This is a genomic window from Candidatus Pelagibacter sp. HIMB1483, from assembly GCF_052048135.1.
Classification (GTDB): Bacteria; Pseudomonadota; Alphaproteobacteria; order Pelagibacterales; family Pelagibacteraceae; genus Pelagibacter.
In genome coordinates, this window is the sequence record NZ_JBNAIM010000002.1 from 168,671 (window position 1) to 189,034 (window position 20,364).

Consider the following 20,364-nt stretch of genomic DNA (forward strand, 5'->3'; position numbering starts at 1 on the left):
CTAGTGCGATTACTAATGCGTGTAATAAATATGTTTGAAAATTTGACAAATAAATTTGAGGAAGTTTTTTCCTCTTTAAAAAAAGTACCATCACTTGATGAAAATCAAGTTGATGAGGGATTAAGAGGCATAAGACAGGCTTTGCTAGAGGCGGATGTGTCTCTAGAAGTTGCAAAAGATTTTATTGAGAAAGTTAAACCTAAAGCCTTAGGCCAAGAAATAATCAGATCTACATCTCCAGGAGATATGGTTGTAAAAATTGTTTATGACGAGTTAGTAAATTTATTAGGTGAAAAAAATAATGATATAAATCTTAATGCAGTTCCGCCAGTACCTATGATGATGGTAGGGTTACAAGGTTCAGGTAAAACTACTTCAACTGCCAAACTGGCTAAATATCTCGAAAAAACAAAAAAAAAGAAAGTAATGATGGTCAGCTTAGACATTTATAGGCCAGCAGCACAAGAACAATTAAAATCTTTAGGTGAGCAAAATAATATTTTAACTTTGCCTATAATTGAAGGTCAACAGCCAACTGAAATATGTCAAAGAGCTATCAGTGCTGCTAATTTAAATGGTGCTGATATCATATTATTTGATACAGCTGGTAGGACACAGATTGATTTGCAAATGATGAGTGAGATTAAGCAAATTGAAAACATCATAAATCCTGCTGAAATTTTTTTAGTGGCAGACTCTCTTACAGGACAAGTAGCAGCTTCTGTAGCAAAAGAATTTAAAAACACGGTAAATCTTTCAGGAATAATTTTAACTAGAGCAGACGGTGATGCTAGAGGTGGAGCTGCGGTTAGTATGAAATTTGTTTCACAAGTTCCAATTAAATTTTTAGGTATAGGTGAAAAAATTGACAATCTTGAGGTATTTCATCCAGATAGAATTGCAAACAGAATTCTTGGAATGGGAGATATTGTATCCCTTGTTGAAAAAGCAGCTGAAGATTTAGGGGAAGAAAATATTAAAAAGACTGAGGAAAATTTAAAAAAAGGGCAATTCTCCATGCAAGATTATTTAACTCAATTAAGACAAATGAAAAAAATGGGTGGAATTGAAGGTATCATGTCATTTATGCCTGGAGTTTCTAAAGTAAAATCACAAATGGATGCAGCTGGAATTGATGAAAGTGTTATTACTAAAAATGAAGCTATAATTTTATCTATGACTAAAAAAGAAAGAGAGAACCCAAAAATCATTGATGGTTCTAGAAAAAAAAGAATTGCTAATGGTTCTGGAACTGATCCAGCCACTATCAATAAATTGTTAAAACAATTTAAAATGATGTCTGAAATGATGAAAAAGATGTCAAAAGGAAATCTGAAAGGTATGTCTGACAAAGGAATACCTCCAGAATTATTTAATCAACTAAAATAAAAAAGGAGAGTAAATGTTAAAACTAAGATTATCACGAGGTGGCACAAAAAAGAGACCTGTTTATAAGGTTGTTGTTGCTGACAGTCGATTTGCAAGGGATGGAAGATTTATAGAGAAAGTAGGTTTTTTTAATCCATTGTTACCTAAAGAGAAAAAAGAAAGGATTGGATTAGAAGCTGAGAGAATCAAATATTGGCTAAGTCAAGGTGCACAACCAACAACAAGAGTGGCAAGAATTTTAGGTGAAAACGAATTAATGCCTATGCCTGCTAATGGAAAAAATCCTCAAAAAGCAATTCCAAAAAAAGATAGAAAAAAAGAGGGCTCTGATGAAACTAAAAAAGAAGAAGCTCCTAAGGCAGATGCAGCACCAGCGGCAGAAGCTAAAAAAGAAGAAGCTCCTAAAGAGGAGAAGAAATAATCTTGATTTGATCCATGTTGCAAGCTCAATTATTTACACTTTATCCAGAAATTTTTCCTGGACCTTTAAACAAAGGTCTTTACGGTAAAGCATTAGCTAAAAATTTGTGGAGCTTAAATGTGATTAATATTAGAGACTCAGCAAAAGATAAACACAAAACAGTGGACGATACTCCTTATGGTGGTGGTTCAGGTATGTTGCTTAAACCTGATGTATTGGCAAACTCCATTGACAATAATGTTAAAAAAGGAGAGAGAATTTTTTATCTTTCACCAAAAGGTAAAAAATTTGACCAAAAACTTGCTCAAGATTTATCAAAAGAAAATTCATTCTCTTTAATTTGTGGACATTTTGAGGGAGTTGATGAAAGAGTTTTATCTACAAGAAATATTGAAGAAATAAGCATAGGTGACTATGTCTTATCAGGCGGTGAAACAGCAGCCTTAGTAGTTCTTGATAGTGTTTTGAGACTTTTACCAGGTGTTTTGGGAAATGATAAATCAGCTTCAGATGAAACATTTGAAAATGGACTTTTAGAGTATCCTCAATATACAAAACCCCAGATTTGGGAGGAAAAATCAGTTCCAGAAGTCTTATTATCAGGAGATCATAGCAAAATTAAAGACTGGCGTTTATCTCAATCTGAGGCTATAACACGCGTCCGAAGACCAGATTTATGGCAAAAATATAAGAAGGATTAAATTGCTAAATACTAATATGAAAACAATAGAAGAAATAAACCAGCACAATGTAAAAAAAATTCTTTCTGAAAAGAAACTACCGGAGTTTTTTCCAGGAGATGTAGTTAAAGTTGGAGTGAGAATTACTGAAGGAAAAAAAGAAAGAATTCAATATTTTGAGGGTGTGTGTATTGCAAAAAAAAATAGAGATTTAAATTCTTCATTCACTGTAAGAAAAATTTCATTTGGTGAGGGTGTTGAAAGAACATTTCCACTATTTGGAACTGTAATAGATTCAATTAAAGTAATTCGATCAGGAAAGGTTAGAAGAGCCAAGCTATATTATTTAAGAGATAGAACAGGTAAATCAGCTAGAATTGCAGAGAAGATCAGAAAGAAAATTGGTATTGATCTTGATGTTAAGCCAGAGACTGTAAATGAGGAAAACCTAGCGCCAGCTACATTAGAACCAGATAATAATAAAGAAGAATCTTCTAAAGAAAAAACTGTATCTGCAGTAGAAACAAAAAGGGAAGAAACTCCTAAAGCAGAACCAAAAAAAGTAGAAGCTGAGAATAAAACGGAAAGTTCACCAGAAAAAAAATAATTTTTTTTTCAATGCCTAATACATTATACGATAAAATTTGGAATGATCACCTAGTTGACCAACAAACTGATGGTACGGCTTTACTTTTTGTAGACAGACATCTTGTTCATGAAGTAACTAGTCCTCAAGCATTTGAAGGTCTAAGAAATTCAAATCGAAAGGTAAGACATCCTAAATTAACTTTGGCGGTAGCAGATCACAATGTTCCAACAACAGATAGAACAAATGGAATAGCTGATCAAGAGTCCAAGATTCAAGTTGATACTTTAGAAAATAATTGTAAAGAATTTGGCATTCAACTTTTTGGTATGGATGATAAAAGACAAGGGATTGTTCATATTATTGGTCCTGAACAAGGATTTACTCAACCAGGTACTGTAATTGTTTGTGGTGATAGCCATACAGCTACTCATGGTGCATTTGGAGCTTTAGCTTTTGGAATTGGAACATCAGAGGTAGAGCATGTTTTGGCAACACAAACATTAGTTCAAAAAAAAGCAAAAAATTTTAGAATAAATGTAAATGGAAAACTTCCATTAGGTGTTACTTCAAAAGATGTAATCTTGCAAATAATTGGAAAAATTGGAACTGCTGGTGGGACTGGTTGCGTTGTTGAATATGCTGGTGATTTAATTCGCTCTTTAAGTGTTGAACAAAGAATGACCATATGTAACATGACTATTGAAGGTGGAGCACGGGCAGGATTAATTGCACCAGACGAAAAAATTTTTGAATATTTACACGGAAAACCAATGTCACCAAAAGGTGAAAAATGGGACAAGGCTCTTGAATATTGGAAAAATTTAAACTCAGATGATAATGCATCTTTTGATAAAGAAATTAGTTTGGAAGCAAATGAAATTTTGCCAATGATTACATGGGGAACCTCACCTCAAGATGTTATTACGATTGATGGCAAAGTTCCTAATCCAAATACTGAGCAAGATGAGGACAAAAAGAATTCAATAGAAAGAGCTTTAAAATATATGGGTCTAAAACCTGATATGGCAGCTAAAGATATTAAAATAGATAAAGTCTTTATTGGGAGTTGTACAAATGGAAGAATTGAGGATTTAAGAGAAGCGGCAAAAATTTTAAAGGATAAAAAAATTGCCTCACATGTTCATGCAATGGTGGTTCCAGGATCTGGATTAGTTAAAGAGCAAGCTGAACAAGAAGGTTTAGATAAAATATTTGTTAATTCAGGATTTGAATGGAGAGAACCAGGCTGTTCAATGTGTTTGGCAATGAATGCAGATAAATTAAAACCAGAGGAGAGATGTGCTTCAACTTCAAATAGGAATTTTGAAGGAAGACAAGGTAGAGGTGGGAGAACTCATCTTGTAAGTCCTGGAATGGCCGCTGCAGCAGCAATTTCAGGAAATTTAGATGATGTGAGAAAGTATCAAAACTAATGCAAAAATTTACGACATTAAAAAGTATTCCAGCATATTTACCAATAGTGAATATTGATACAGATATGATTATTCCAAAACAATTTTTAAAAACAATTAAAAGAACGGGTCTAGGTAAAAATTTATTTTATGAAATGAGATATGATGAAAAAGGAAAAATTATTAATGATTTTATTTTAAATCAAAATCCTTTTAATAATTCGAAAATATTGATAGCAGGTAAGAATTTCGGTTGTGGATCATCTAGAGAACATGCTCCCTGGGCATTATTAGATTTTGGTATAACATGTGTTATTAGTTCTAGTTTTGCGGATATATTTTTTAGCAATTGTTTTAAAAACGGAATTTTACCAATTATTCTTGATGATGAAAAAATTAAAGAGCTATCAGAATATGCAAATAGAAAAGAAGAAATTTCAGTAGATTTGAATGAAGAAAAAATAATCTATGGAAATAATGAGGTAAAATTTAAAGTAGACTCATTTAAAAAAAAATGTCTTCTCGAAGGACTCGACGATATAGCATTATCTTTAAAGAAATCTGACAAAATTGAAAATTTTGAAAAAAATTTAAGAAACCAAAAACCATGGATTATTAATGATTAAAGTAAAAAAAAGAAAAATATTATTACTCCCTGGAGATGGAATTGGACCTGAAGTTATTGGTGAAGTAAAAAAAATAATTAATTGGTTTAATGATAAAAAATCTTTGGATTTTGAAATAGACGAAGATTTAGCTGGTGGTTGTTCTTACGATAAACATGGGACACCTATTACTGATGAAGTTTTTTATAAAGCTTTAGAAAGTGCAGTTGTTATGTTGGGTGCTGTTGGTGGTCCTAAATGGGATAACGTAGAGTTTTCTAAAAAACCAGAGAGAGCACTTTTAAAGTTAAGAAAAGAGTTAAAATTATTTGCAAATTTAAGACCTGCAATTTGTTTTAAGCAATTAGTTGATGCGTCAACTTTAAAACCTGAAATTGTTTCTGGTCTAGACATAATGATTGTTAGAGAATTAACTGGAGGAATTTATTTTGGTGAACCAAGAGGAATTAAACCTATTGAAAATGGTGAGAGAAAAGGAGTTAATACTCACACTTACACAAGTAGTGAAATAATAAGAGTTGCCAGAATTGCTTTTGATTTAGCTAAAAAAAGATCTAATAAAGTTACCTCTTGTGAAAAATCAAATGTCATGGAAGCAGGGCAACTTTGGAAGGAAGAAGTCCAAACACTACATGATAAAGAATATAAAGATGTAGAGTTAAGTCATATGCTTGCGGATAATTGTGCAATGCAACTGCTAAGAAATCCAAAACAGTTTGATGTAATAGTGACAGATAATCTCTTTGGAGACATGTTATCTGATCAAGCATCAATGTTAACTGGTTCATTAGGTCTTTTGCCTTCAGCGTCGTTAGGAGCTAAAAATAAAGATGGAGAAATGAGAGCTATGTATGAGCCTATACATGGATCTGCACCTGATATAGCTGGGAAAGGTATCGCAAATCCAATTGCAACAATATTAAGTTTTGCTATGGCATTAAGGTATTCTTTAGATTTAGATAAAGAAGCTGAGGTGCTTGAAAAAGCTGTACAGGACGTGCTTAACGATGGATTGAGAACAAAAGATATTTTATCTGATGGAATGAAGGAAGTATCTACTTCTCAAATGGGTGATGCGATAATTTCAAAATTGCAATAATCAATTAATTATTTTAAACTAATTTTATGCCAAGCTACACAGCACCAGTAGAAGACATGATGTTTCTTTTTGAAAAATTGAGAAACAACAAGAATTATAATGAATTAGAAAAATATAAAGATGTAAGCCCAGACCTTGTAAAAGATATCTTACAAGAAGCAGCAAAGATAAATCAAAATCTTATATTACCGCTAGCAAAAGCTGGAGATGAAAATCCTGCAGTTTTAGAAAATGGAGTCGTGCGAACTCCTCCTGGTTACAAGGAAGCATATGCAAAATATATTGAGGATGGATGGACATCATTATCTTGTGATCCAAAATATGGAGGACAAGGCATGCCAAAAACAGTAAGTGCTTTTTTCGATGAAATGTTATCCTCAGCTAGTCTTTCATTTAAACTTTATAGTGAACTTAGTATTGGTGCGTATAATTGTATAAATCATCATGCTACAGACGACATTAAAAATAAATATTTACCAAAAATAGTTGAAGGTAAATGGAGTGGCACCATGTGTTTGACAGAGCCGGTGTGTGGAACTGATCTAGGCTTACTTAAAACTAAAGCAAAAAAACAATCTGATGGAACTTATAAATTAACCGGACAAAAAATCTTCATTACTTCTGGCGATCATGATCTGACCGAAAATATAATTCATTTAGTTTTAGCAAGGGCTGATGACTCTCCTGAAGGAACAAAAGGAATAAGTTTATTTTTAGTACCTAAATTTATTGTTAAGGATGATGGAACTATAGGACCTAGAAATGGGATTTCAACAGGATCGATAGAAACTAAGATGGGTATAAAAGGATCAGCTACTTGTGTTTTAAATTTTGATGATGCCACCGGATATATGATTGGTAATAAAGAAAAAGGTTTGAGTGCCATGTTTACGATGATGAATCTTGAGAGAATAGTTGTTGGTATTCAAGGTTTAGGTATTTCAGAAATTGCTTACCAAAACTCTCTGTCATATGCAAAAGAAAGAAAACAAGGAAAAACAAATAAGACGAAATCAAAAAATGGAGCTGATTTTATTATTGAACATGCAGATATTAGAAGAACATTATTAAATATGAAGTCAATTATCGAAGGTGAGAGAGCTTTATGTTTCTGGTTATCTCAACAGACTGAAGTTAGTTTGTACCATCCAGATGAAAAAGTTCGTCAAGAGGCGTCTGACTATGTTTCTCTGATGACTCCTGTTGTTAAAGCATTATTTACTGATTTGGCTATGGAAATAACTAGTGATGCAATGCAAATTCATGGGGGCTATGGGTATACAAAAGATCAAGGAATAGAACAGTTATATAGAGATAACAGAATTACACCCATATATGAGGGAACTAACTCAGTTCAAGCTTCTGATCTAGTTTTTAGAAAATTATCAAATAAAAATGGGAGTATAATCAATAAATTTTTAGACCAGGTAAAATCTGAATGTAAATCTAATAATGAAAAAATTAAACCATTTATATCAGAATTTAATAACCATCTAAGTGTATTGAAAAAATTTAGTGATTGGATGATGGATAGATCAAAAACAGAAAAAGATGACGTGAGTGCAGCTGCAAACGACTATTTGAAAATTTTAGGTTATGTGTCTATTGCGTATGCATGGATTAAGGTTTTAGAGGTTAGCTTTGAAGATTATAATGAAAATAAGAACTTCTATGATGATAAAATAAATACTGCAAGATTTTACTTTGACAAAGTATTACCAAGAGTTGAACAACATTATAAGTCAGGTATCTCTGGTAGTTCAAATTTAATGAATTTCAAATTTAATTAAAATGAGCCATTACGATACTAATTTGGATAAAAATAATGCAAATTATATTCCATTAACCCCTTTAACTTTCTTAAAAAGGGCTAAAGAAATTTATCCAAATTATGAAGCAGTTATTTATGAGGACCGTAAATATACTTGGGATCAGGTTTATAAAAGGACAGTTAAATTTGCTAGTGCACTTAATAAAATTGGTGTTGGAAAAGGTGATACAGTCTCTTTTTTAGCATTTAATACCCCAGAAATTTTTGAAGGCCATTATTCTGTGCCAATGACAGGAGCAGTGTTAAATACTATTAACATTAGATTAGATGCTAAAACAATTGCTTATATTTTAGATCACAGCGAAGCAAAAGTATTAGTTGTTGATAGACAACTCCATGTAGAAGTGAAAAAGGCTTTAAGTTCTCTTAAAAAAAAAATTATAATAATTGATATAAATGATAAATTTGCAGATCAATCTAAGTGTGAAAAAATTGGCGAACTAGAGTATGAAAGTTTTTTAAATACTGGTGACGAAAATTATGAGTGGAAAATGCCTGAGGATGAATGGCAAGCAATATCATTAAGTTATACATCTGGTACTACAGGAAATCCAAAAGGAGTTGTTTATCATCATAGAGGATCATACCTTATGTCTACTGGAAGTGCAGTCGCCTGGAATATGCCAAATAGATTAAATTTTTTAACTATTGTTCCAATGTTTCATTGCAATGGTTGGGGGTACCCGTGGACTATTCCCATGTTAAATGGAAGGACTATATGTTTAAGGAATATTGATGTTAAAAAAATATTTGAATTAATTGACAAATATAACGTAACTCACTTTGGTGGAGCACCAATAGTACTGAATATGATTACTGGCGCACCAGAGACTGATAGAAAAAAATTAAAACAAAAAGTTTATGTGCTAACTGCTGGAGCACCACCGCCAAGTATTATATTTAAAAAAATGAATGAGTTAGGTTTTGAAGTGATGCATGTTTATGGATTAACAGAAACTTATGGGCATGTTACCCAATGTGCTTGGAATGATGCTTGGAATGAATTTGATGAAGAAAAACAGAACGAGATTAAAGCAAGACAAGGAGTGAGATATCCAAATACTGAGGGAATAGCGGTAATGAATCCTGAAACAATGACAGAGGTCCCTAAAGATGGAAAAACTATTGGTGAAATTATGATCAAAGGAAATGTTGTTATGAAAGGATATTTTAAAGATAAAGAAGCTACATCTAAAGCAATGGATGGAGGCTGGTTTCATTCTGGAGATTTAGCTGTCATGCACCCTGATGGATATGTTAAGATTCAAGATAGATCAAAAGATATCATTATTTCAGGAGGCGAAAATATCTCTTCAATTGAAATAGAAAATACTTTATCAAAACATCCTTCCGTATCTATTGCGGCGGTAGTAGCTAAACCAGATGATAAATGGGGTGAAGTTCCATGTGCTTTTATTGAAATGGTTAAAGACAAACCCGTAACAGAAAAAGAATTAATAAGTTTTTGTAAAGAAACACTTGCTGGATTTAAAGTACCAAAACAAGTAGTTTTTTGTGATTTACCTAAAACTTCAACTGGTAAAATTCAAAAGTTTGAGCTTAGAAAAAAATTTTAGGTAAGTAATTGATATTTCAAATAGAAAATAGAAACATTCATGCATCAGATGCTGGTCAAGGTTTAGATATCACGAAAAAAACTATAGTATTCTTACATGGAAGTGGCCTTTCTCACATTGTTTGGTCTCTAAGTGAACAATTTTTTTCAAATAAAAATTTTAACGTATTATCAATAGATTTACCTGGCCATGGAAATTCTGAAGGACCTTGTTTAGATAGTATAGAAAAAATTGCTGATTGGTTAGAAAAAGTATTTAATAAATTAAATTTAGTTAATCTAATTTTAGTTGGTCATTCACAAGGCTGTTTAGAAATACTTGAGTATGCAAACAAATATAAAAATAGAATAAATAAATTAGTTTTTGTTGGAGGATCAAACAAAATGCCTGTTCATCCTGATTTAATAGAACTTTCTCAAAATGGAGATTCAGATGCTGTCAAATTAATGATGAAATGGGGATATGAGGGTTCAAAAAAATTTATTGGTGGAAATCCTGTGGAGAAAATAATTCAATCTCCTAGAGATATAAGTGAAATATTAGCAGTTGATTTAAATGCATGTAATAATTACTTTAACGGCACTGAGGCAGCAAAAAAAATAAATTTTCCTAGTTTATTAATTTTTGGGGACTTAGATAAAATGGTTAATCTAGAGACAGCAAAAAAATTCTCAGGTCTAATAAAAAACTCAACAACGCATGTAATTAAGGGGTGTGGACATATGATAATGATTGAAAAAGCTTTTGAAATGCGAGAAAAGATTTTAGAATTTTTAAATTCATGAAAAATTATTCGATTGCAAAATCAAGAAGAATAAGAAGTACTCCTTATACTTCAAGAATAGAAAAACAAGGTGTCACTGCATATACCGTTTACAATCATATGTTGCTACCTGCTGCATTTGGTTCTGTAGAAGATTCGTGTAACCATCTTAAAAAAAATGTTCAAGTTTGGGACGTTGCAGCTGAAAGACAAGTAGAAATTAATGGAAAAGATGCAGCTAAACTTGTTCAACTGATGACTTGTAGAGATTTGTCAAAATCAAAAATAGGAAGGTGTTATTATTGTCCTATTATTGATGATAATGGAAACTTAGTAAACGATCCTGTAATTTTGAAATTAGCTGAAGATAGATGGTGGATTTCAATTGCTGATTCAGATGTTATTTTTTTTGCCAAAGGCCTTGCATCTGGGAATAATTTTGAAGTTCAAATTTTTGAACCTAATGTCGACATAATTGCAATACAAGGACCAAAATCATTTGATCTAATGGAAAAAGTTTTTGGAAAAAAAATAAATGAATTAAAATTCTTTGGTTTTGATTATTTTGATTTTAAAGGAGTTAAGCATTTAATTGCTAGATCTGGATGGTCTAAACAAGGAGGATTTGAAGTATATGTAGAAAATACCCAATCCGGTTTAGATCTTTATGATTATTTTTTTGAAATAGGTGAAGAATTTAATTTAAAACCTGGCTGCCCAAATCTTATAGAAAGAATCGAAAGTGGCCTTTTATCTTACGGAAATGATTTTGATAATAATGATAATCCTTTTGAATGTGGCTTTGATAAATATGTAAACTTAGAATCTGAAATAATTTTTTTAGGTAAAGAAAAATTAAAGAAAATTAAACAAGAAGGTATCAAAAGAAGATTAATGGGAGTCCAAATAGATGCTAATAAAATTAACTTAACCAAATCATTAAACATTAAAGATGATAAGGGAAATTTTATTGGTGATTTAAGATCAGCTTGTTATTCGCCACATTTTAAAAAAGTTATAGGAATAGCAATGATAAATGAGCCTTATTGCAAACCATCTACAATGGGATTGTTGGAAATTGAAGGAAATTCTTTAGCTGTAAAAGTTTGCGATTTGCCTTTCATCTAGTATAAAACCTACATCATGAATATTGCAATTGTAGGAGCAACAGGAAATGTTGGAAGAAAAACTTTAGAAGTTCTCGAAAAAAAAGAACTATCTATTGATAATCTATATTTAGTTGCTTCATCCAAAAGTGCTGGGAAAAAAATTAGTTTTAAGGGTAAAGAGCATGAGATTTTTGATTTAGAAAATTTTGATTTTTCCAAAGTTAAAATTGCTTTTTTTGCAGCTGGGGGAAAAATTTCAGAAAAATTTGCAGAGAAAGCTGCTAAACATTGTCTAGTTATTGATAATTCAAGTTTCTACAGAATGGATCAAGATGTCCCTTTGATTGTTCCACAGGTAAATTCAGATGATTTAAAAAATATTAAAAAAAATATCATTGCTAACCCAAACTGTTCAACAGCACAATTAGTGATCGCTTTAAAACCTTTGCATGACCTTTTTGTAATTAAAAGAATAGTAGTTTCTACATATCAATCAGTTTCAGGTGGTGGTAAAGCACCAATGGATGAATTGATTGAGCAAACAAAATTAGTTTTAGATGGCAAATTAGTAACATCTAAAAATTTTACTAAACAAATAGCTTTTAATGCTATTCCCCATATCGATATATTTTCAGATGACGGTTACACAAAAGAAGAATTAAAAATGACTAATGAAACAAAAAAAATTTTAGATAGAAAAATTGATTTAACAGCAACTTGTGTAAGATTACCTATTTCTGTTTCACATTCAGAGTCAGTGAATTTACAATTTGAAAAGTCATTTTCTATAGAAAAAGTCAAAGATGCATTAAATAATTTTGATGGTTGTAAGGTAATTGATGAAAGAGTTGATGGTGGATATGTAACTCCATTAGAAGCAGAGGGAAAAGACGAAACATTCATTTCAAGAATAAGAGAGGATAAGACTATAAAAAATGGATTAAATTTGTGGATTGTTTCGGATAACCTTTTAAGAGGCGCGGCTTTGAATGCAGTAGAAATTGCTGAGACACTAATTAAGAATAATTTTTATGGAAAATAAAACACCATTATCTCCTCATATTCAAATTTATAAATGGCATATTTCATCTTTAGTATCTATATCTCATAGAATTACGGGAATTATAAATATAATTGCAATTTCATTTATTTGTTTATTAGTTTCACTACTTGTTTTTGGTGAAAGTAATTATGAATTCATAAATTTATTTTTAAGTTCACTAATAGGTAAATTTTTTATTTTAGGACTTACATGGTCTTTTTCTTTTCAAATTTTGAGTGAGATAAGACATTTGATTATGGATTTGGGGTATGGTTTTGAACTTAGAACGACAAAAATAACTGGGTTAATTGTAATATTTGGATCGATAATTTTAACAATAGCTTTCTATTTAATTGGAAAGAATTTTTTTTAAAATGATTAATGCAACTAAAAAATGGATTTTTCTAAAAATTAGTGGGGCAACATTAGTTCCATTAATGATATGGTTTATTTTAAATTTTATTACAATTTATGATCAAACCTACTTTGTTGTTATAAATTTTTTTACGAGCCCATTATCAAAGTTTTTATTTAGTTTATTCATTATTAATGCTTATTTTTTTTCAGCACTAAGTATTAGCGAGGTTTTTGAAGATTATATTAAAAATGATCAAATCAAAAATGTCGCAAACAGACTTTTGTATGCATCGGCAGTGGTAATTCCACTAATTACAATTATATTAATATCTAGGTTATGAATTCTTATAAAATTATAGATCATGAATATGATGTGGTAGTCTTAGGAGCTGGTGGTTCAGGGTTAAGAGCTGCGGTTGGCTTGAGTGAGGCAGGACTAAAGACAGCATGTATTTCAAAAGTTTTTCCTACTAGAAGTCATACTTCTGCTGCGCAAGGAGGTATTTCAGCTGCCCTTGGCAATATGGGTGAAGATGATTGGCGTTGGCACATGTATGATACAGTAAAAGGTGCAGATTGGTTAGGAGATCAAGATAGTATTGAATATCTTTGTAAAGAAGCGCCTAAAGCAGTTATAGAACTAGAAAAATATGGTGTGCCTTTTAGCAGAACAGACGATGGAAAAATTTATCAAAGACCATTTGGTGGTATGACTAAAAATTATGGAAATGGGATCGTACAAAGAACTTGTGCTGCTGCTGATAGAACTGGTCATGCGATTTTACATACTTTGTATGGACAAGCACTAAAGCATAAAACAGAATTTTTTATTGAGTATTTTGCGTTGGATTTATTAATGAAAGATGGAGCCTGCAAGGGACTAATTGCTTGGAATTTAAATGATGGAACTATTCATAGATTTAGAGCTCATACTGTAATTATTGCAACAGGTGGTTATGGTAAAGTTTATTATTCAGCAACATCTGCTCACACTTGTACTGGAGATGGTAATGCAATGGTTTTAAGAGCAGGATTGCCTTTACAAGATATGGAGTTTGTTCAATTTCATCCTACAGGAATTTATGGACATGGGACATTAATAACAGAAGGTGCAAGAGGTGAAGGAGGATATCTAACAAATTCTAAGGGTGAAAGGTTTATGGAAAGGTACGCACCAAAAGCAAAAGATTTAGCATCAAGAGATGTAGTAAGTAGATCGATGTCTATTGAAATTAATGAAGGTAGAGGTGTTGGAAAGGACCAAGACCACGTTCACTTAAATTTAAGTCATTTAGATAAAGATATAATTGAGAGTAGATTACCAGGTATAACTGATGCTGCAAGATTGTTTGCAAATGTAGATGTTACTAAAGAACCAATTCCAGTTGTGCCAACTGTCCATTATAATATGGGTGGTATCCCAACAAATTATAAAGCTGAAGTTTTAACAGTGAACGGTTCAGAAAAAACTGTCCCAGGACTAATGGCAATTGGAGAAGCAGCGTGTGTTTCAGTTCATGGTGCAAATAGACTTGGCTCAAACTCATTAATTGATTTAGTTGTTTTTGGAAGAGCAGCAGCCAAAAGAGCTGCAGAACTTATTAAGCCAGGAACACCACATGAGGAAATAAGTGAAACAGAAACTCAAAAGTGTTTAGATCGTTTTGACAAAATCCGAAATGCTAATGGAGAAATTGGGACCGCAGAATTAAGACTTTCAATGCAGAAAACAATGCAATCTAAATGTGCGGTTTTTAGAACAGAAAAAACTTTAAAAGAAGGTGTTGAAGAAATAAGAAAAACTTTTGATGGTTTAGATAGTTTGTCTGTAAAAGACAAATCTTTAATATTCAACACTGATTTAGTTGAAACTTTAGAATTTGATAATTTAATTAGACAAGCGGTCGTAACAGTTGATTCTGCATATAGCAGAAAAGAAAGTCGAGGAGCACATGCAAGAGAAGATTTTCCTAAAAGAGATGATGAGAAATTTATGCAGCATACACTTGCTTGGTGTGATGGCAAAGATACAAAAATAAGTTATAGAGAAGTTCATAAATCTACTTTAACAAATGAAGTTCAATATTTTCCACCTCAGGAGAGAGTTTATTAATGGTTCAAATTAATTTACCTGATAATTCTAAAGTTAGAAAAGGTAAATATTACAAAGACAAGACTGGATCCAAAAATCTTAGAAAAGTAAATGTTTATAGATGGGATCCCTCCACTGGAGAAAACCCAAGAATTGATACATATGAAGTTGATATGGATAACTGTCCTTCCAAAGTATTAGATGTTTTGAATAAAATTAAAAATGAAATAGATCCAACGTTAACTTATAGAAGATCTTGTGCCCACGGTGTTTGTGGCTCATGTGCAATGAATATGGGAGGAAAAAATGGTTTAGCTTGTACAACACCGCATTCTGAAATTAATGGAGATATTGATATTTATCCACTACCCCATCTAAAAGTTAAAAAAGATTTGATTGGTGATTTAGATGGCCTATACAAACAATATCAATCAATAGAACCTTGGTTAAAATCTAATTCTAAGTCAGAAACTAAAGAAATAATTCAATCAAAAGAGGATAGAGCAAAGTTAGATGGTGCATATGAGTGTATAATGTGTGCATGTTGTTCAACTTCATGTCCTAGTTATTGGTGGAATGGTGATAAATATTTAGGCCCAGCAGTTTTATTACAAGCATATAGATGGATTGTAGATAGCAGAGATGAGGAAAGAGAAGCTAGATTAAAAAAAGTTGCTGATGAACTTAAGTTGTATCGTTGTCACACAATTCTTAACTGTACAAGTGCGTGTCCTAAAGGATTGAATCCAGCAAAAGCAATAGCTGAAATAAAAAAAATGTTAGCAACAGCTAATATTTAAATAATAGACTAATAAGAATTTTTACTCTAAAAGATCCTATTCATGAAATTAATTGAACATTTTGTAGGTGGAAAAATAATACCAGGAACTTCTGATAAAAAAGGCAAAGTATTTAATCCTGCAACTGGAGAACAAGAGAAAGAAGTAAGATTAGCTTCTAAAGCAGATTTAGATCAAGCAGTTATAATTGCAAAAAAAGCGTTTGATGAGTGGTCACTAAAACCTTCTCTTCAAAGAGCTAGAATAATGTTTAAATTTAAGGAGTTAATAGAAAAAAATTCAGATGAACTGACACAATTAATTGTAGCAGAACATGGAAAAGTTTATGAAGATGCAAAAGGATCTTTAACTAGAGGACTTGAAGTTGTTGAATTTGCATGTGGTATTCCACACTTACTTAAAGGAGAATTTTCGGAAAACGTTGGAACTAACGTTGATAGTTGGTCTATAAGACAACCCTTAGGAGTCGTTGCAGGAATTACACCATTCAATTTTCCAGCTATGGTTCCAATGTGGATGTTTCCGATAGCTGTTGCTTGTGGAAATAGTTTTATATTAAAGCCATCAGAAAAAGATCCATCATGTTCAATAAAATTAGCGGAACTTTTAAAAGAGGCAGGGTTACCAGATGGTGTTTTTAATGTTGTAAATGGAGACAAAGAGGCAGTAGATGCAATTCTTACAAATAAAGATATTAAGGCTGTAAGTTTTGTAGGATCAACTCCTATAGCAAAATATATATATGAAAATTCTGCTAAAAACGAAAAAAGAGTTCAAGCATTAGGTGGTGCTAAAAATCATTTAGTTGTTATGCCTGATTGTGATCTAGATGGTGCTGTAAATGGTTTGATGGGAGCTGCTTATGGGTCGGCGGGTGAAAGGTGCATGGCACAATCAGTTGCAGTTGCTGTTGGAGACATTGGAGATGAGTTGGTATCAAGATTATCAAAAAAAGCAGAGGCTTTAAAAGTTGGACCTGGAATGGATAAAAATTCTGAAATGGGCCCTTTAGTTACAAAAGAACACTTAGAAAAAGTAAAAAGTTATGTTGATTTAGGAGTAAAAGAGGGAGCAAAATTATTAGTTGATGGAAGAAACTTAAAATTACAAGGATATGAAAATGGATTTTATATCGGTGGTTGTTTGTTTGACCATGTAAAAAAAGAAATGAGAATTTATAAAGAGGAAATATTCGGGCCTGTTTTGTCAGTTGTTAGAGTAAAAACTTTTGAAGAAGCTGCAAAATTAATAAATGATCATGAGTATGGAAATGGAGTTAGTATTTATACCAGAGATGGTGATGCTGGAAGAACATTTGCGAGTAAAATTCAAGTTGGAATGGTTGGAATAAATGTTCCAATACCAGTTCCAATGGCTTTCCATAGTTTCGGAGGCTGGAAAAGATCTTTATTCGGTGACAGTGCTATGCATGGTATGGAAGGAATAAAATTTTACACTAAATTAAAAACAATAACTTCAAGGTGGCCTTCTGGAATTCGTTCTAATGCTGAATTTGTGATGCCAACAATGAAATAAAGGAGAAAATGAGCAAGATATCTTTAATTGGAGCAGGCCAAATTGGCGGAACTCTCGCACACTTAATTGGAATAAAAGAATTAGTTAATGAAGTAGTTTTATTTGATGTGGCTAGTGGGATAGCAAAAGGTAAAGCTCTTGATATTGCTCAGTCATCATCAGTTGACGGTTTCAATGTTAAGTTTTCAGGAACTGATGATTACAAAGATATTAAAGGCTCAGATGTAATAATTATCACAGCTGGAGTACCAAGAAAACCTGGAATGAGTAGAGACGACTTACTTGGAATTAATTTAAAAATAATTAAACAAGTTGCTGAGGGAATAAAACAAAATGCTCCAGATGCATTTGTAATATGTATTACTAATCCTTTAGATGTAATGGTAATGGCGTTTCAAAAATTTTCCGGTCTTTCTCCAAACAAAGTTGTAGGAATGGCTGGTATATTAGATAGTTCAAGATTTAAATTATTTTTGTCGGAAGAGTTTAATGTTCCAGTAAGAGAAATAGAGGCAATGGTAATGGGTGGACATGGTGACACAATGGTTCCGTTGCCGAGATTTACAAAAGTTTCTGGAAAACCTTTGTTAGACATGGTTAAAGAAGGAAAAATTTCTCAAAAAAGATTGGAAGAAATAAACCAAAGAACAAGAGATGGAGGAGCTGAAATTGTTAAATTTTTGGAAAAAGGTTCAGCTTTCTATGCACCAGCAGCTTCAGGAGTTGAGATGGCTAAAGCTTATCTAAAAGATGAAAAAAAAATGCTTCCATGTGCTGCTTACTTGAATGGAGAATATGGAATTAAAGATATTTATGCCGGTGTTCCAATTATTGTAGGTAAAAATGGTGTTGAAAAAATTGAAGAAATAAATTTAGATGAGAAAGAAAAATCTGAATTTCTTCACTCTGTCGAAGCTGTAAAAAAACTTTGGGAAGCAGCGTCTAATATAGATACAGATTTAGCTAAATAATGAACATACACGAGCATCAAGCTAAACAAATTTTGAAACAATTTGGTGCGGTTGTACCGGAGGGAGTATTTGGTTTCACTGTTGAAGAACTTTTAGAAAAATGCAAATCATTAAAAACAGACAAATATGTTTTAAAGGCTCAAATCCATGCAGGTGGCAGAGGAAAAGCTGGTGGTGTAAAAATTTTAGATAATTTAAATGAATTAGAAAAATCAGCAAAAGAACTTCTAGGAAAAAAATTAATTACTCATCAAACTGGTCCAGAAGGAAGAGAAGTAAAAAGACTATATGTTGAAGTATCATCAAACATCGAAAAAGAATTTTACTTATCTTGTTTGGTAGATAGAGCTACTTCAAAAATTGCATTTATTACTAGCGATCAAGGAGGAATGGATATTGAGGAGGTAGCCGTTAGATCTCCAGATAAAATTTTGACAACTAAAGTTGAGTTAAATGAAGAAATTTCAAACGAAGACTGTGAAAAAATAATTAAAATTTTTAATTTAGAAGGTAGTTCTAAAAATGAAGCAATTTCTCTAATTAAATCAATCTACACAATGTTTATTAAGACAGATGCAAATATGGTTGAAATAAATCCACTAATATTAACTAAAGAAAAAAAAATTGTTTGTTTAGATGCAAAAGTTAATTTTGATAGCAATGCTTTGTTTAGACATCCGGAAATTTTAGAACTTAGAGACTTAAATGAGGAAGATCCAGCAGAAATTGAGGCAAGTAAACACGATTTAGCTTATATAAAATTAGATGGAAGTATTGGTTGTATGGTCAATGGTGCAGGACTAGCTATGGCAACAATGGATATAATTAAGTTATATGGCGAAGAACCAGCTAATTTTTTAGATGTTGGAGGAGGAGCTTCAAAAGAAAAAGTTTCAGCTGCTTTTAAGATAATTTTGTCAGACAAAAGCGTAAAGGGAATATTAATAAATATTTTTGGAGGGATTATGAGATGTGATGTTCTTGCCCAAGGTGTTGTTGATGCAGCAAAAGAAATTAATATTAGTGCACCACTTGTAGTAAGATTAGCGGGCACAAATTTTAAAGAGGGAAAAGAAATACTTGATAATTCTGGTTTAAAATTAATTTCTGCTGAGAACCTTGATGATGCAGCTAAAAAAATTGTTGAGGCAATTAAATAAATGTCAGTTTTAGTTAATAAAGATACAAGATTAATTTGCCAAGGTTTCACTGGCTCACATGGAACATTTCATTCTGAACAAGCAATTAAATATGGAACAAAATTGGTTGGTGGTGTTACACCTAAAAAAGGTGGACAAAAACATTTAGGACTTCCTGTTTTTAATACTGTAAAGGAAGCTAAAGACTCTGAAGATGCAAATGCTACAATGATTTATGTTCCTGCAAAATTTGCAGCTGCTGCAATCATTGAAGCAATTGACTCATCAATTGAACTTATAGTCTGTATTACTGAGGGTATACCTATTCAGGATATGTTAAGAGTAAAACAAAGATTATTAAAATCAAATTCGAGATTGATTGGTCCAAACTGTCCAGGAATTATAACTCCTGAAGAATGTAAGATTGGCATTATGCCTGGTAATATTCATAAGAAAGGATCAGTTGGTATTGTTTCTAGATCGGGAACATTGACCTATGAGGCTGTTGCCCAAACAACCGAAAACGGACTTGGTCAGTCAACTTGCATTGGAATTGGTGGAGATCCAATTAATGGTACAAATTTTATAGATTGTTTAGATTTATTTTTAAATGATGAAGAAACTCAATCAATTTTAATGATAGGGGAAATAGGAGGAACTGCTGAGGAAGAAGCAGCAGAATTTATTAAAAATCATAAAATTAAAAAACCAATAGTTGGGTTTATTGCGGGCGTTACAGCTCCTCCTGGAAGAAGAATGGGACATGCTGGAGCTATTATTTCAGGTGGAAAAGGTGGTGCACAAGATAAAATAAAAAAAATGGAAGATTGTGGCATAACTATTGCCAATTCACCTTCAAAAATTGGTAAAACTCTTTTTAATAAATTGTCTAATTGAAATATTCGTTTCTAGGATTATATTAAAATAAAAG

20 protein-coding genes are annotated in these 20,364 nt (G+C 32.0%); all 20 read left to right on the top strand.

The window, feature by feature from the left end:
* Positions 1-30: 30 nt before the first annotated feature.
* The 20 genes from ffh to sucD are packed head-to-tail and all read left to right on the top strand — an operon-like array spanning position 31 to position 20,330.
* Positions 31-1,389 carry a signal recognition particle protein gene (gene ffh / locus ACTTAV_RS01585; protein WP_440669744.1) on the top strand — a complete coding sequence of 453 codons (1,359 nt, stop codon included), beginning with the start codon at positions 31-33 and terminating at the stop codon, positions 1,387-1,389.
* Between the two features lie 13 nt (positions 1,390-1,402).
* Complete coding sequence (gene rpsP, locus ACTTAV_RS01590) at positions 1,403-1,810, top strand: 30S ribosomal protein S16 (RefSeq protein ID WP_440669745.1); 408 nt, start codon at positions 1,403-1,405, stop codon at positions 1,808-1,810.
* A gap of 14 nt (positions 1,811-1,824) precedes the next feature.
* A complete protein-coding gene (gene trmD / locus ACTTAV_RS01595) occupies positions 1,825-2,511 on the top strand; it encodes a tRNA (guanosine(37)-N1)-methyltransferase TrmD (protein ID WP_075519325.1) in 687 nt (228 codons plus the stop codon).
* Positions 2,512-2,527: 16 nt separating this feature from the next.
* Entirely contained in the window at positions 2,528-3,097 is a 570-nt protein-coding gene (gene rplS / locus ACTTAV_RS01600) for a 50S ribosomal protein L19 (RefSeq protein ID WP_440669747.1), read from the top strand.
* An 11-nt stretch (positions 3,098-3,108) separates the two neighbouring features.
* A complete protein-coding gene (leuC, locus tag ACTTAV_RS01605) occupies positions 3,109-4,512 on the top strand; it encodes a 3-isopropylmalate dehydratase large subunit (RefSeq protein ID WP_440669749.1) in 1,404 nt (467 codons plus the stop codon).
* Positions 4,512-5,117 (top strand): 3-isopropylmalate dehydratase small subunit, encoded by a 606-nt coding sequence (gene leuD, locus ACTTAV_RS01610; RefSeq protein ID WP_440669751.1) that lies wholly within the window; start codon positions 4,512-4,514, stop codon positions 5,115-5,117. The genes leuC and leuD overlap by 1 nt, the downstream gene beginning before the upstream one ends.
* Positions 5,110-6,216: a 3-isopropylmalate dehydrogenase gene (leuB, locus tag ACTTAV_RS01615; protein ID WP_440669753.1), complete on the top strand. Its 1,107-nt coding sequence runs from the start codon at positions 5,110-5,112 to the stop codon at positions 6,214-6,216. The genes leuD and leuB overlap by 8 nt, the downstream gene beginning before the upstream one ends.
* Before the next feature lie 26 nt (positions 6,217-6,242).
* The gene (locus tag ACTTAV_RS01620) at positions 6,243-8,006 is read left to right on the top strand and encodes an acyl-CoA dehydrogenase family protein (RefSeq protein ID WP_440669755.1); all 1,764 of its coding nucleotides are present in this window, start codon (positions 6,243-6,245) and stop codon (positions 8,004-8,006) included.
* Between the two features lies 1 nt (position 8,007).
* Entirely contained in the window at positions 8,008-9,624 is a 1,617-nt protein-coding gene (locus ACTTAV_RS01625) for a long-chain-fatty-acid--CoA ligase (RefSeq protein ID WP_440669756.1), read from the top strand.
* An 8-nt stretch (positions 9,625-9,632) separates the two neighbouring features.
* A complete protein-coding gene (locus tag ACTTAV_RS01630) occupies positions 9,633-10,409 on the top strand; it encodes an alpha/beta fold hydrolase (protein ID WP_440669757.1) in 777 nt (258 codons plus the stop codon).
* Positions 10,406-11,515, top strand: a complete 1,110-nt coding sequence (locus tag ACTTAV_RS01635; protein WP_440669758.1) for a dimethylsulfoniopropionate demethylase — start codon at positions 10,406-10,408, stop codon at positions 11,513-11,515. Before ACTTAV_RS01630 ends, ACTTAV_RS01635 begins: the two co-directional genes overlap by 4 nt.
* Positions 11,516-11,530: 15 nt before the next feature.
* Positions 11,531-12,538 carry an aspartate-semialdehyde dehydrogenase gene (locus ACTTAV_RS01640; protein WP_440669759.1) on the top strand — a complete coding sequence of 336 codons (1,008 nt, stop codon included), beginning with the start codon at positions 11,531-11,533 and terminating at the stop codon, positions 12,536-12,538.
* Entirely contained in the window at positions 12,528-12,911 is a 384-nt protein-coding gene (sdhC, locus tag ACTTAV_RS01645) for a succinate dehydrogenase, cytochrome b556 subunit (RefSeq protein WP_440669761.1), read from the top strand. The genes ACTTAV_RS01640 and sdhC overlap by 11 nt, the downstream gene beginning before the upstream one ends.
* Before the next feature lies 1 nt (position 12,912).
* Positions 12,913-13,236 (top strand): succinate dehydrogenase, hydrophobic membrane anchor protein, encoded by a 324-nt coding sequence (sdhD, locus tag ACTTAV_RS01650; protein ID WP_440669762.1) that lies wholly within the window; start codon positions 12,913-12,915, stop codon positions 13,234-13,236.
* Positions 13,233-15,008, top strand: coding sequence for a succinate dehydrogenase flavoprotein subunit (gene sdhA / locus ACTTAV_RS01655; RefSeq protein WP_440669764.1), 1,776 nt, complete (start codon positions 13,233-13,235; stop codon positions 15,006-15,008). Before sdhD ends, sdhA begins: the two co-directional genes overlap by 4 nt.
* On the top strand, positions 15,008-15,787 hold the full coding sequence (locus tag ACTTAV_RS01660; RefSeq protein ID WP_440669766.1) for a succinate dehydrogenase iron-sulfur subunit: 780 nt from the start codon (positions 15,008-15,010) through the stop codon (positions 15,785-15,787). The genes sdhA and ACTTAV_RS01660 overlap by 1 nt, the downstream gene beginning before the upstream one ends.
* Before the next feature lie 42 nt (positions 15,788-15,829).
* On the top strand, positions 15,830-17,323 hold the full coding sequence (locus ACTTAV_RS01665; protein WP_440669767.1) for a CoA-acylating methylmalonate-semialdehyde dehydrogenase: 1,494 nt from the start codon (positions 15,830-15,832) through the stop codon (positions 17,321-17,323).
* An 8-nt stretch (positions 17,324-17,331) separates the two neighbouring features.
* Complete coding sequence (mdh, locus tag ACTTAV_RS01670; RefSeq protein WP_440669768.1) at positions 17,332-18,294, top strand: malate dehydrogenase; 963 nt, start codon at positions 17,332-17,334, stop codon at positions 18,292-18,294.
* A complete protein-coding gene (gene sucC, locus ACTTAV_RS01675; RefSeq protein ID WP_440669769.1) occupies positions 18,294-19,454 on the top strand; it encodes an ADP-forming succinate--CoA ligase subunit beta in 1,161 nt (386 codons plus the stop codon). Before mdh ends, sucC begins: the two co-directional genes overlap by 1 nt.
* Positions 19,455-20,330, top strand: a complete 876-nt coding sequence (gene sucD, locus ACTTAV_RS01680) for a succinate--CoA ligase subunit alpha (RefSeq protein WP_440669770.1) — start codon at positions 19,455-19,457, stop codon at positions 20,328-20,330.
* Positions 20,331-20,364 lie beyond the last annotated feature (34 nt).

What these genes read in the sequence shown, in the direction of transcription:
- ACTTAV_RS01665 (WP_440669767.1), top strand. Translation starts at nt 15,830, where the DNA reads ATGAAATTAATTGAACATTTTGTAGGTGGAAAAATAATACCAGGAACT.
- ACTTAV_RS01640 (WP_440669759.1), top strand. Translation starts at nt 11,531, where the DNA reads ATGAATATTGCAATTGTAGGAGCAACAGGAAATGTTGGAAGAAAAACT.
- sdhA (WP_440669764.1), top strand. Translation starts at nt 13,233, where the DNA reads ATGAATTCTTATAAAATTATAGATCATGAATATGATGTGGTAGTCTTA.
- ACTTAV_RS01635 (WP_440669758.1), top strand. Translation starts at nt 10,406, where the DNA reads ATGAAAAATTATTCGATTGCAAAATCAAGAAGAATAAGAAGTACTCCT.
- leuB (WP_440669753.1), top strand. Translation starts at nt 5,110, where the DNA reads ATGATTAAAGTAAAAAAAAGAAAAATATTATTACTCCCTGGAGATGGA.
- rplS (WP_440669747.1), top strand. Translation starts at nt 2,528, where the DNA reads ATGAAAACAATAGAAGAAATAAACCAGCACAATGTAAAAAAAATTCTT.
- mdh (WP_440669768.1), top strand. Translation starts at nt 17,332, where the DNA reads ATGAGCAAGATATCTTTAATTGGAGCAGGCCAAATTGGCGGAACTCTC.
- leuD (WP_440669751.1), top strand. Translation starts at nt 4,512, where the DNA reads ATGCAAAAATTTACGACATTAAAAAGTATTCCAGCATATTTACCAATA.
- rpsP (WP_440669745.1), top strand. Translation starts at nt 1,403, where the DNA reads ATGTTAAAACTAAGATTATCACGAGGTGGCACAAAAAAGAGACCTGTT.
- sucC (WP_440669769.1), top strand. Translation starts at nt 18,294, where the DNA reads ATGAACATACACGAGCATCAAGCTAAACAAATTTTGAAACAATTTGGT.
- leuC (WP_440669749.1), top strand. Translation starts at nt 3,109, where the DNA reads ATGCCTAATACATTATACGATAAAATTTGGAATGATCACCTAGTTGAC.
- ACTTAV_RS01660 (WP_440669766.1), top strand. Translation starts at nt 15,008, where the DNA reads ATGGTTCAAATTAATTTACCTGATAATTCTAAAGTTAGAAAAGGTAAA.
- sdhD (WP_440669762.1), top strand. Translation starts at nt 12,913, where the DNA reads ATGATTAATGCAACTAAAAAATGGATTTTTCTAAAAATTAGTGGGGCA.
- trmD (WP_075519325.1), top strand. Translation starts at nt 1,825, where the DNA reads ATGTTGCAAGCTCAATTATTTACACTTTATCCAGAAATTTTTCCTGGA.
- ffh (WP_440669744.1), top strand. Translation starts at nt 31, where the DNA reads ATGTTTGAAAATTTGACAAATAAATTTGAGGAAGTTTTTTCCTCTTTA.
- sdhC (WP_440669761.1), top strand. Translation starts at nt 12,528, where the DNA reads ATGGAAAATAAAACACCATTATCTCCTCATATTCAAATTTATAAATGG.
- sucD (WP_440669770.1), top strand. Translation starts at nt 19,455, where the DNA reads ATGTCAGTTTTAGTTAATAAAGATACAAGATTAATTTGCCAAGGTTTC.
- ACTTAV_RS01625 (WP_440669756.1), top strand. Translation starts at nt 8,008, where the DNA reads ATGAGCCATTACGATACTAATTTGGATAAAAATAATGCAAATTATATT.
- ACTTAV_RS01620 (WP_440669755.1), top strand. Translation starts at nt 6,243, where the DNA reads ATGCCAAGCTACACAGCACCAGTAGAAGACATGATGTTTCTTTTTGAA.